The sequence below is a fragment of the Vagococcus fluvialis genome (genome assembly GCF_003337315.1).
In the GTDB taxonomy this organism is placed as follows: domain Bacteria; phylum Bacillota; class Bacilli; order Lactobacillales; family Vagococcaceae; genus Vagococcus; species Vagococcus fluvialis.
In genome coordinates this window covers 22,990-35,439 of record NZ_QPJV01000004.1, presented here as the reverse complement: position 1 = coordinate 35,439, position 12,450 = coordinate 22,990, and the positions used below count along the sequence as shown (strand labels likewise).

The following is a 12,450-nucleotide window of genomic DNA, read 5'->3' as shown; positions in this document are numbered from 1 at the left end:
TAAAAAAGAGTTCGTCTGTCATCAAGATGATTTCCTAAAGAGGAAGTCATCTTTTTTATGTGCATAACGATTCATAGTAGTTCTGCGGCGTCATTCTGTTTAGTGTCCACTGACCACGGTAATGATTGTAGTAATCCATGTAGTCGTCTACTTCTGTGACAACATCATCATAGGTCACACAGGCGTCAAGATTTAGTTCATCTTTCATATGACCATAAAAGGATTCTTGCGGTGCATTGTCCCAGCAGTTGCCCCTACGGGACATTGATTGAATTAAACCTAGTTCTTTCACTCGCGATTGAAATCCATTGGATGTATAGTGACATCCTTGATCAGAATGAATGAGAGCAGTTGACTCTTCTCTGTTCGTTAGATACGGAGTCAAATCTTCTAATGTTTCTAAGACAAAATCAAGTTTTAAGTTTGGTGAAACACGATAAGCTACAATTTCTTTTGTACAACTATCTTTAATTGTTGAAAGATAAGCATGCTTATTTTGATAATGTAGATAGGTGATATCTGTCAAAAATATCTTTCTAGGTTTTGGTGGATTGAATTGGCGATTAAGATGGTTTGGATGATGGTTACTAGTGCCGAGTGTTTTTGCCATTCGTCGATAAGGATTTGCTTTTCTGATAGGACAAACAAGATTAAATTTTTTCATCAAACGTCTAATCTTTTTTAGGTTCATGACTGTATTAAAGTATTTTTCTAATGTCATTTTGATTAAACGAGCACCTTTATTTCGGTTCTTGAATCGGTATGCTTCTAGAATCAAGGTATAGTCTGAGTAATCTTGTTGATTTTTAATAGAGGCCTCTAAGCATGTTTGGAGGTAATGATAGTAACCCGAACGAGACACTCCTGCTAGCTGGCACAGGTGCTTCACCTGTGTTACTTTCTGATGTTTCTCTCTGAGTCTTCTTATGACTTCGAATTTTTCGTGGACCGTGAGTTTGCTTTCCAAATCGCCTCTCTCTCTGCTTGTTCTAGCTTTTTTAAAAAATCATTTTCAGCTTTTAGATAAGCCACTTCTGCTTTTAAGCGTTTTAATTCTTCTTTTTCAGTTAACTCTTTGTGTCTTGGGCGACTACTATTGCCAAGTCGTAAATCTTCTAGACTTTCTCCTTGTTTTGCTTTTTCGCGCCACCTGTGGCTGGCAGTATTAATTCTACGCTGTTTCAACACAGTAATATCAAATCCAGCATCACTAAAAATTTGATGGGGTAACTGCCCTTCAGAGTGTTTGAGCACAAATAATTCTTTAAATTCTTTTGTGTAAGTTATCGAAGAACTGCTCACTCGTTTGACATATGGATTTTGTTTTAACTCTTCAATTTCTTCAGTGGTAAATTTATTAATACCCATTTTAGTCACGTCTTTTTTATTTATCATATAAAAATACCCTATAGAAGGCACGCTTTTTTTTTCGTGTCCAATCTATAGGGTACATTTTATAATGTCATTGCTCTTTTTTTATCGATTTTTAATTAAATCTTTCCATAACTTCTTTTAAATAGTAACCTGTGTAACTTTCTTCAACTGTGATAACTTCCTCAGGTGTACCAGTAGTAACTATTGTTCCACCACCATCTCCACCTTCAGGACCTAAGTCAATAATATAGTCAGCTGTCTTAATCACATCTAAGTTATGCTCAATCACAAGTACTGTGTTTCCTGCATCCACTAAACGAGTTAAGACACCAATCAAACGACTAATATCATCAGCGTGTAGACCAGTTGTTGGCTCATCTAAAATATAAAAGTTTTTACCAGATGAGCGTTTATGTAGTTCACTTGCTAATTTCATACGCTGTGCTTCTCCACCAGAAAGAGTGGTTGCTGATTGTCCTAGTTTCACATAACCTAAGCCTACATCAACAATTGTTTGCATCTTACGATGAATTTTAGGAATTGCTTTGAAGAAATCGACTGCCTCTTCAACAGTCATCTCTAAAATCTCAGCAATATTTTTTCCTTTGTATTTCACTTCTAATGTTTCTGAGTTATAACGATGTCCATGACACACTTCACATGGTACATAAACATCAGGTAAAAAGTGCATCTCGATTTTTATGATTCCATCACCACGACAAGCTTCACAACGACCGCCTTTAACGTTAAAACTAAAACGACCTTTTTTATATCCTCTAATTTTAGCTTCATTTGTTTTAGCGAATAAATCACGAATATCATCAAAGACACTTGTATAAGTTGCAGGATTGCTTCTTGGTGTTCTTCCAATCGGACTTTGATCAATATCAATAATTTTTTCGATATCTTCATAGCCAGTAATCGATTTGTACTTACCAGGTTTCTCAGAGTTACGATTAATTTTTTGAGCTAATGCTTTCTTCAAAATTTCATTAACTAAAGTACTTTTCCCTGAACCAGAAACTCCAGTTACGGCAACAAACTTACCTAACGGGAACGCTACATTTAGATTTTTTAAGTTGTTTTCACTTGCACCTTTAACAACAATTTCTTTACCATTACCAGTTCTTCTTGTGGTTGGTACTGGAATTTGTTTTTTACCTGATAAATATTGACCAGTTAAAGAAGCTTTATTTTTTTCAACTTCTTTAGGTGTTCCAGCTGCAATAATCTCTCCACCCAACTCACCAGCGCCAGGTCCAATATCAATCAGATAATCCGCTGCTCTCATGGTATCTTCATCATGTTCAACAACGATTAAGGTATTACCTAAATCACGCATTTTTTGCAAAGAATCGATTAAACGATTATTATCTCTTTGATGTAACCCAATTGAAGGCTCATCTAAGATATATAACACACCAGAAAGATTTGAACCAATTTGAGTAGCTAGACGAATACGTTGAGCTTCCCCACCAGATAAAGTTCCTGCTGAGCGGCTTAAAGTTAAATAGTTCAAACCAACATTTTGTAAGAAACTTAAGCGGTCTTTGATTTCTTTTAAAATTGGAGCAGCTATCATTTGTTCTTGCTCACCAAATGACACATCTCCAAAATAAGATAAAGAGTCACCAACTGATAAATTACTAATCTCACCAATATGTTTCCCATCAACTTTAACAGACAAGGCTTCGTCATTTAATCTGTAACCATGACAACTCGCACAAGTTAATTCTGTCATATAAAGCTTCATTTGTTCTCTTGTATAATCACTATTTGTTTCGTGATAACGACGTTTGATATTCTTTAAAATACCTTCAAATGGAATATCCACATCTCGAACACCACCAAACTCATTTTCATAATGAAAATGGAATTCATCTCCATTTGAGCCTGTCATTAAAATAGCTTTTTGCTCTTCTTCTAATTTTTCATAAGGTGTATCAAAATCAATGCCAAACTGCTCACAGGCTTGTTCAAGCATTTGTGGATAGTAGTTTGAACTAATTGGATTCCAAGGAGAAATAGCTCCTTCTCTTAAGGTTTTACTTCTATCCGGAATGACTAAATCCTCATCAACCTCTAGTTTAATACTCAAGCCATCACAATCAGGACAAGCCCCAAAAGGTGTGTTAAAAGAGAATAATCGAGGTTCAATTTCGCCAACAGTAAACCCGCAATATGGACAGGCGTAATGCTCACTAAACAGAATCTCTTCTCCACCAGTCACATCAACTAATGCATAACCTTCTGATAATCTAAGTGCCATTTCAAAAGAATCAAATAGTCTTGACCTAACGCCGTCTTTAATCACAATACGGTCAACAACGATTTCAATATCGTGTTTCTTATTTTTTTCTAATTCTGGTACTTCCTCAATGTCATAGGTTTCTCCGTCAACACGGACACGGACAAAACCTTCTTTTTTAACTTTTTCAAAAATCTTTTTATGCTGTCCTTTTTTTCCTCTAACAATTGGAGCTAAGATTTGAATTTTGGTTCTTTCTTCTAATTCTAAGACTCTATCTGTCATTTGTTCTGGTGATTGACTACTAATTTCTGTGCCATCATTTGGACAAATCGGGTGTCCTACTCTAGCATATAATAATCTTAAGTAATCATTAATTTCAGTAACAGTTCCCACTGTTGATCTTGGGTTTTTACTAGTTGTCTTTTGGTCAATAGAAATTGCTGGGCTTAAGCCATCAATACTATCCACATCTGGTTTATCCATCTGACCTAAAAACTGTCTAGCATAAGCAGATAAACTTTCAACATAACGGCGTTGTCCTTCAGCATAAAGTGTATCAAATGCTAGAGAACTTTTTCCTGAACCAGAAAGTCCTGTAATAACTACTAATTTGTCACGAGGAATTGTCACATCAATGTTTTTTAAATTATGAGCTCTCGCTCCTCTAATGACGATTTTATCATTTGCCATTTATTTTTCTCCCCTTACTTGCCAGACTTCAACTCAAGTATTGTATCTCTTAGTGTTGCTGCTTTTTCAAAGTCTAAGTCTTTGGCTGCTTGTTTCATTTGACTTTCTAATTCAAATAATAATTCTTTTTTCTCATCTTTATTAAGTGACTCATATTGTTCTGTTAAACTAACATTTTCTTCTTCCTCATTATCTTTAGAGATTCTAATTAAATCACGAATTTCTTTAATAATTGTTTTAGGAACAATACCATGTTCTTTATTATAAGCTTCCTGAATACTTCTTCTTCGCTGAGTTTCCTCAATAGCTTTAGTCATGGAATCAGTCATCTTATCAGCGTACATAATTACTTTTCCGTTTTCATTACGAGCTGCTCGTCCAATCGTTTGGACAAGTGAACGTTCACTTCTTAAGAAACCTTCCTTATCAGCATCAAGAATTGCTACTAGAGATACTTCTGGTACATCAATACCTTCTCGTAACAAGTTAATTCCGATTAAAACATCAAACTCACCTAGTCGTAAATCTCGAATAATCTCTGTTCGCTCTAAAGTTTTAATATCACTATGTAAGTACTTAACTTTAATACCTAATTCTTTAAAGTAATCTGTCAAGTCTTCTGACATTTTTTTAGTTAAGGTAGTAATAAAGACACGCTCATTTTTCTCAACTCGCTCATTAATTTCTCCAACTAAATCATCAATTTGTCCCATAATAGGTCGCACATCAATAATTGGATCAAGTAAACCTGTTGGTCTAATGATTTGCTCTGCTACTAAGTCAGTTTGTTCGCCTTCATATGGGCCAGGTGTTGCTGACACATAAAGAATTTGATTCACATGATCTTCAAACTCTGACAATTGTAGCGGTCTGTTATCTAAAGCACTTGGTAATCTAAAACCGTAATCAACAAGCATTTGTTTTCTAGCTCTATCTCCGTTATACATACCTCTAATTTGTGGCATTGTGACATGAGACTCATCTACCATAATTAAAAAGTCATCTGGAAAGAAGTCAATTAACGTATAAGGTGGCTCGCCTTCTTTTCTGTTTTCCATTTGTCTAGAGTAGTTTTCAATTCCAGAACAATAGCCCATCTCACGCATCATTTCAATATCATAATTGGTTCGCTGCTCTAATCTTTGAGCCTCTAACAATTTTTCATCACTTCTAAGTTCTTTTAAGCGTCCATCTAATTCATCTTGAATTCTCGCAATGGCTTCTTCCATCTGATCCTCATTGGTCACAAAGTGAGTGGCCGGGAAAATAGCTACATGTTCTGTGTCTGACATAACTTCACCCGTCAAAGCGTTAAACTCTCTGATTCTATCAATCTCATCACCGAAAAACTCAACACGAAGAGCAAGCTCATCACGAGAAGCAAGGAAAATTTCCACAACATCTCCACGAACTCTAAAACGCCCACGCTGAAAATCAATATCGTTTCGGTCAAATTGAATATCAACTAAAGAACGTAGCAACTGATCTCTTTCCATTTCCATACCGACACGTAAAGAAAGAACCTGCTCTTGGTATTCTTTTGGATCACCTAAACCGTAAATACAAGAAACTGATGCGACAACAATCACATCATTTCGCTCAAGTAAAGAGCTTGTGGCTGAGTGACGTAGTTTATCAATCTCATCATTGACACTTGAATCTTTTTCAATATAAGTATCACTTGAAGGAACGTAAGCTTCTGGTTGATAGTAATCGTAGTAACTTACAAAATATTCCACTGCATTATTAGGGAAAAATTCTTTAAACTCAGAATATAATTGTCCTGCTAGTGTTTTATTGTGGGCAATTATAAGAGTTGGCTTATTAACTTCCTTAATCACATTAGACATAGTAAAGGTTTTTCCTGAACCTGTTACACCTAATAAAGTTTGAGCTTTTTCTTGTTTATTTATATTATCTACTATTTGTTTTATTGCTTCTGGTTGATCTCCAGAAGGCTCATATTTCGAGACCAAATCAAAGGTATTATTTGTTTGTCGTTCAATCATTTTACATTCTCCTTTGTTTATCTTCTGACTGTTTTATTTTACCATAGCGAACATATTTTCGCCAATTCTAAAAACTTCATTATGTTAATTATTTTCGTTTTCCTCTCAATAGGAGTACAATAGATAACAAGAATTATTTTTACGTTTATTTACTTAGGAGAGGAAGATTTATTTTATGTCAAAAGAAATTACTTTTACTCAAATTGATTCCTTTAACGAATCATTTTACAGTAAACAGGATCACCTAATTAGTCAAAGAAGTGTTATGAAAAATGGAATTTTAGCATCTTCTGAGAATCAACAATCAACAGTTATTAACAACCCTGTTTTTTCAATTGATTTAGATACAGGAAAAGTTGCTAATCAAAAACAAAGTGGACGTTGCTGGATGTTTGCAGCCCTTAACACTTTCCGTCACCGTATTGAAGAAACATTTAACATTAAAGACTTTGAATTATCTCAAAACTTCACTTTCTTCTGGGATAAATTTGAAAAAGCAAATTATTTTTATGAAAATATTTTGGATACAGCATCAGAAGATTTAACAAGTCGTAAAGTGGCATTCTTACTTCAAACACCTCAACAAGATGGTGGTCAATGGGATATGTTAGTAGCAGTTATTCAAAAATATGGGATTGTTCCTAAAACAGTCATGCCTGAAACTTTCAGTAGTTCTCAAAGTCGCGACTTAAATACTTACTTAAACAAAAAATTAAGAAAAGATGCTGTTACATTACGTACTTTAGTAGCAAATAAAACAACTGAAGAAGATATTCAACAAGTAAAAGAAGAAATGTTACAAGAAATTTATAATTTACTTGCAACTACTTTAGGTACTCCTCCAACAACATTTGATTACTCTTATGTTGATACAGATGGCAATTACCAACTAAAAAGAAACCTAACACCTCAACTATTTTATGATGAGTTTGTAGGTCGCAATCTTTCTGATTATGTGAGTGTGATTAATGCGCCTACTTCAGACAAACCTTACAACGAAGTTTACACTGTAGAAATGCTTGGTAATGTTGTAGGTGGAAAAGAAGTTCGTCACTTAAACGTTGATATTGAAACTTTCAAAAAATTAGCAATTGATCAATTAAAAATGGGCGAAGCTGTTTGGTATGGTTGTGATGTTGGTCAGTCTTCAACTCGCGACTCTGGCATTATGGCTACAGATATTTACAGTGTAGAAGAAACTCTAGACATTGATTACTCAATGACTAAAGCAGAACGTCTAGATTATGGTGAAAGTTTAATGACTCACGCTATGGTTATTACTGGTGTTGACTTAGTTGATGATAAACCAACTAAATGGAAAGTTGAAAATAGTTGGGGAGATAAAGTTGGCGATAAAGGTTACTTTGTTATGAGTGATGATTGGTTAAATGAATACACTTACCAAATTGTTATTAATAAAAAATATTTAGAGAAGGAATTGTTAGATGTTATTGAAGCTGATAATGTAACAACTCTTGCACCGTGGGATCCAATGGGAGCATTAGCATAAAAAATAAGGCTGTTAAAAAGTTTAAAACTTTTTAACAGCCTTTTCTTATTTCTTAAAGCTAAGCATTTTTTAGATAACTTTTTATTTACCTAATTGTTGTTTTAATAATAACTGTACTCTAGCTAATTCTTCATCTGGAATGATTTGATATGATACTTCATCAATCATTTCACCATAGCCGTTTAATGATTCATTATCAATTGTTGTGAAACTGTTACGATAATCAATAGCAATTTTAAACATTTCTTCTGGCTCTAAATCTGTTTTCATGTTATCTTCAATTGCTTTTAAAATTTGTTTGTATTTTGTTACACCATTAAAGCTTAGTGCTTGATCAGCAATACCACCGATTACTTCTTGTTGTCTTACTTGGCGACCATAATCACCATTTGGGTCTTCATATCTCATACGTGTGTATGCTAAAGCCTGTTCTCCGTTTAAAGAATTTTTTCCTTTAGGGAAAGTAAATCCATCTTGTTTAAACTCAAACTTGTTATCAACTTCAACGCCACCTACAGCATTTACAAGGTCTTCAAAACCTTCCATGTTAATCCAAACGTAGTGATCTAATTCAATACCTAAAAATTGTTCCATTGAATCCATAGCCATTTTTTCTTGACCATGAGCATAAGCATGTGCTGCCTTTTCAACAGTTCCATGTCCAACCATTTCCATACGTGTATCACGAGGAATACTTACAAGAGTTGTTTTGTTTTCTTTCGGGTTAACTGTAGCAACTAAAATAGTATCTGAACGACCAACATCATTACGGCCAAATTCTCCTGTATCTAATCCTAGTAGTAGTACAGAGAACGGCTCTCCGTCCATAACAGTTGTTGTATCAGGTCTTCCTTCTACTGGTTGACTTACTTTATTAGCAGTTTTTTTCACATCAAAATACGTTTTACCTAAAAAGGTTCCGATTCCAAGTAACATCACTAATAAAACACCAGATAAAATAAGGACTATTTTCTTTAAAGGATTTTTTTTCTTTTGTCTTCTACGATTTTCCATAATTCATCTCCTATAAATAACAATTTAAAACAAGTCTAGCATAGGAATTATTTAAAAACTATCTTAAATATAACAGATTTAAAGAATCTTAACTTTTTAAAATAACATAGGCTATTTGTTTTCTAAAATATCTGATAAGTGATTCATAGCTTTTTCAATGTTTTCTGTTTTTGTTGCTAAGTTAACGCGAATAAATGATTGACTATTTTTATCAAACCATTCACCATAATCAACTGCTATTCCGACTTCTTCTTCCATAATTGTTACAATATCTTCCTTAATATAATGAGATAAATCAATCCACGCTAAATATGTAGCTTCTTTATTAGTAACTTTTGCATGTGGCAATCGTTTCTTTAAAATGTCTTTCATACACTCAAAGTTAAATTCTATAACTTCTATTAACTGATCTAACCATTCTTCACCATGATTATAGGCTGCTTCTGTAGCAATCATTCCCATTAAACTCGTTGTACTACCTATTCCTTTATTTAAGTAATTATCAAATTTTTCACGTAAATCAACATTTGGAATTACTACATGAGAATGAAGTAAACTAGCTAAATTAAAGGATTTTGATGAAGCGGTTAAAACCACTAATATCTCATGGTATTTTTTATCTAAATTTAGGGCACTAATAAATCTTTTTCCTGGTTGTATAAAATCTTGATGAATCTCATCAGAAATAATTTTGACACCATTTTGATAACAAATCTCAAAAAGTTTGGTTAATTCATCTTCACTCCAAACTCTACCAACTGGATTTTGAGGGGAACAATGAAGGAATACTTTAACATTTTCATTAATAATTTTTGCTTCAAAATCAGCAAAATCAATTTCATAGCGTCCATCTTCATTTATTAATGTTGATACAACAAGATGGCGCTCATTGTTATTAACAGCATCAAAAAAAGGATAATAAACAGGAGCAAGAATTAAAACTGAATCGTCTTTTTGCGTCATACTTTGAATCACGTAGTTAAATGAGTTAACAACACCTGTCGTAAAACGCACCCACTCTTTTTCTAAAGTAATATCATGACGTCTTTTTTGCCAACTTAGTAAGGCTTCATAATAAGAATCTTCAACAAAAGAATAACCAAATACACCGTGGTCTATTCTTTCCATTAGTTTTTCTTGAACTTTTTCTGGTACTTTAAAATCCATATCAGCAACCCATAAAGGAAGTAAATTACTCCGCGTAAATTTATTTTCAAGTCCATCCCATTTAACAGAAGATGTTCCCTTTCTCTCAATATAATATGTATTAATAAAATCTTGTACAGTCATAAAAAAGCCTCCTTTTATTAGTTAATGTAATTATAACTAATTTCTTTACATAATTACATCTTAATCATCCTATGTCTTTTAACAGACACTTGTTACCATCATCGATTAGGTATATAATAAAAAAAGATTAGGTAAACCTAAAAGGAGATGAGAACAATAAATCTTTTAGATATTGAAGAACAAGAAGAAGTTTTTGTGAATAAAATCACCCATCCAGACGAGGAAATGAACAGAAGGTTAATTGATTTAGGATTCTACAAAGGAACTGCTATTAAACGAGTTTTAACAAGTCCTAAAGGAGATCCTATTGCCTATCGTGTAAGAGGGACTACTATTGCACTTAGAAATAATGATGCAAAATATGTTGAGGTGACGACAAACTAATGGAAGCACATGAAGAAGAAATTATCATTCAAAAAAAACAACCCACAGATCATGTTGTGGCTCTTGCCGGAAACCCTAATGTAGGTAAAAGTTCAATTTTTAACGAACTCACTGGTATGAGGCAACATACAGGTAATTGGCCAGGAAAAACTGTTGATTTAGCTCAAGGTTACTGTGAGCATCAAAAACAAGGTTTTGTATTAGTGGATTTACCAGGTACCTATTCACTAATGGCTCACTCACAAGAAGAAGAAGTTGCTAGAGATTTTATTCAATCAACTCACTCAGAAGCCACGATTGTTGTCTGTGATGCCACAAGTTTAGAGAGAAATTTGAATCTAGTTTTACAAATCATGCAGATTACACCTAAAGTTGTGGTCTGTGTCAACTTGTTAGACGAAGCTAAAAGTAAACAAATTGACATTAACTTACCTAAACTGCAAGAATTACTAGGTGTGCCAGTGGTTGGGACGTCAGCTGTGAAAAAACAAGGTTTAACTGAATTAATTGAGACTACTAATCAAGTTATTTCAGGAGAAATCAAGACTAATCCTTATATGCTTGAAGCACTAGAGCAAATTCATCAAGACTCAGAAACAGAAATTTTAGCACTACTTGATAGAGCCTCAGTTATAGCTAGTGAAGTTGTGACTTTTGGTAAGGCGGACTATGATAAAAGAGACCGAAAACTAGACAAAATTCTAACACAAAAAAGCACTGGTATTCCTATTATGGTTTTGCTTTTAATGTTAATTTTCTGGTTTACTATTGTTGGAGCCGATGGACCTTCTGATTTTTTAGCAGATCATTTTAATCGTCTTGGTAATTGGTTAACAGCAGTTGCTACCAGTTGGCATGTACCAAGACTCATTCAAGATGTCTTGATTAATGGTATTTACAAAGTTCTATCGACTGTTGTGGCAGTTATGTTACCACCAATGGCTATCTTTTTCCCTATATTTACTTTACTTGAAGATTTTGGTTATTTACCGCGTGTGGCTTTTAACTTAGATAAATATTTCCAAAAAGCTGGCGCCTGTGGAAAGCAAGCATTGACTATGTGCATGGGATTTGGTTGTAATGCTGCTGGTGTTGTTGGTGCTAGAATTATTGACTCACCAAGGGAAAGATTAATTGCTATTATTACTAATAACTTTGTTCCCTGTAACGGTAGATTCCCCATTTTAATTGCTGTTATTACAATGTTTTTTGCTGGTACAAGTGCAGGAATTTTAGGTTCATTTAAATCAGCTGCCTTTTTAACAGCTGTTATTCTTTTAGGTGTCGCTTCTACTATTTGGGTATCAAAACTATTATCAAAAACAGTTTTAAAGGGGCTGCCCTCTTCGTTTACTTTAGAGCTACCACCTTATAGAAAACCACAAATCGGACAAGTAGTGGTTCGGTCAATTTTTGATAGAACTTTATTCGTTTTATGGAGAGCCATTATAGTAGCAGCTCCTGCTGGTCTTGTTATTTGGATTTTAGCTAATGTTTATATTGGTGATCAATCCATCTTACAAATGACTACAGAATTTATTGATCCTTTTGCTCACTTAATGGGCTTAGATGGAACTATTTTAATGGCCTTTATTCTTAGTCTACCAGCCAACGAAATTGTTATTCCCATTATGATTATGGGGTATATGGCCACAAGCACTATTACAGATTACAGTTCGTTAAATGAATTTCATCAATTATTAGTTAATAACGGTTGGACTTGGTTAACAGCAACTAACGTTTTATTATTTACACTATATCACTGGCCATGTTCTACAACTCTTTTAACTATCTATAAAGAAACAAAAAGTAAAAAATGGACCTTCGTTTCCTTTATTGTACCAACGATTATTGGCGTTGGCGTGACTATGTTAACTACCTTAATAGCTAATCTACTAGGTTTGGTTTAATTTTTTTTACAATAAACT

7 protein-coding genes and 1 pseudogene are annotated in these 12,450 nt (G+C 33.9%); 3 read left to right on the top strand and 5 right to left on the bottom strand.

The annotated features are described in order from the left end of the window. Positions 1 to 55: 55 nt before the first annotated feature. The 3 genes and pseudogenes from DFR54_RS05195 to uvrB form a co-directional block, all read right to left on the bottom strand. A pseudogene (locus DFR54_RS05195) lies at positions 56 to 1,368 on the bottom strand (IS3 family transposase). A 118-nt stretch (positions 1,369 to 1,486) separates the two neighbouring features. Next, positions 1,487 to 4,315 (bottom strand): excinuclease ABC subunit UvrA, encoded by a 2,829-nt coding sequence (gene uvrA, locus DFR54_RS05190; RefSeq protein ID WP_114289218.1) that lies wholly within the window; start codon positions 4,313 to 4,315, stop codon positions 1,487 to 1,489. A gap of 14 nt (positions 4,316 to 4,329) precedes the next feature. After that, on the bottom strand, positions 4,330 to 6,324 hold the full coding sequence (gene uvrB / locus DFR54_RS05185; RefSeq protein ID WP_114289216.1) for an excinuclease ABC subunit UvrB: 1,995 nt from the start codon (positions 6,322 to 6,324) through the stop codon (positions 4,330 to 4,332). Positions 6,325 to 6,499: 175 nt separating this feature from the next. On the opposite strand from uvrB, the gene DFR54_RS05180 reads away from it, so the two are divergent. After that, entirely contained in the window at positions 6,500 to 7,834 is a 1,335-nt protein-coding gene (locus DFR54_RS05180) for a C1 family peptidase (protein ID WP_114289214.1), read from the top strand. Between the two features lie 81 nt (positions 7,835 to 7,915). Here the strand turns inward: DFR54_RS05180 and DFR54_RS05175 are convergent, their stop codons facing one another. Further along, positions 7,916 to 8,848, bottom strand: coding sequence for an LCP family glycopolymer transferase (locus DFR54_RS05175; protein ID WP_114289213.1), 933 nt, complete (start codon positions 8,846 to 8,848; stop codon positions 7,916 to 7,918). Between the two features lie 111 nt (positions 8,849 to 8,959). Next, positions 8,960 to 10,138, bottom strand: a complete 1,179-nt coding sequence (locus tag DFR54_RS05170) for a MalY/PatB family protein (RefSeq protein WP_114289212.1) — start codon at positions 10,136 to 10,138, stop codon at positions 8,960 to 8,962. Between the two features lie 147 nt (positions 10,139 to 10,285). On the opposite strand from DFR54_RS05170, the gene DFR54_RS05165 reads away from it, so the two are divergent. Beyond that, positions 10,286 to 10,522 (top strand): FeoA family protein, encoded by a 237-nt coding sequence (locus DFR54_RS05165; RefSeq protein WP_086341473.1) that lies wholly within the window; start codon positions 10,286 to 10,288, stop codon positions 10,520 to 10,522. Continuing rightward, a complete protein-coding gene (feoB, locus tag DFR54_RS05160) occupies positions 10,522 to 12,432 on the top strand; it encodes a ferrous iron transporter B (RefSeq protein ID WP_114289211.1) in 1,911 nt (636 codons plus the stop codon). The genes DFR54_RS05165 and feoB overlap by 1 nt, the downstream gene beginning before the upstream one ends. Positions 12,433 to 12,450 lie beyond the last annotated feature (18 nt).

Excerpts from the sequence above, each read along its gene's own strand:
- uvrA (WP_114289218.1), bottom strand. The coding sequence starts at position 4,315 with ATGGCAAATGATAAAATCGTCATTAGAGGAGCGAGAGCTCATAATTTA.
- uvrB (WP_114289216.1), bottom strand. The coding sequence starts at position 6,324 with ATGATTGAACGACAAACAAATAATACCTTTGATTTGGTCTCGAAATAT.
- DFR54_RS05180 (WP_114289214.1), top strand. The coding sequence starts at position 6,500 with ATGTCAAAAGAAATTACTTTTACTCAAATTGATTCCTTTAACGAATCA.
- DFR54_RS05175 (WP_114289213.1), bottom strand. The coding sequence starts at position 8,848 with ATGGAAAATCGTAGAAGACAAAAGAAAAAAAATCCTTTAAAGAAAATA.
- DFR54_RS05170 (WP_114289212.1), bottom strand. The coding sequence starts at position 10,138 with ATGACTGTACAAGATTTTATTAATACATATTATATTGAGAGAAAGGGA.
- DFR54_RS05165 (WP_086341473.1), top strand. The coding sequence starts at position 10,286 with ATGAGAACAATAAATCTTTTAGATATTGAAGAACAAGAAGAAGTTTTT.
- feoB (WP_114289211.1), top strand. The coding sequence starts at position 10,522 with ATGGAAGCACATGAAGAAGAAATTATCATTCAAAAAAAACAACCCACA.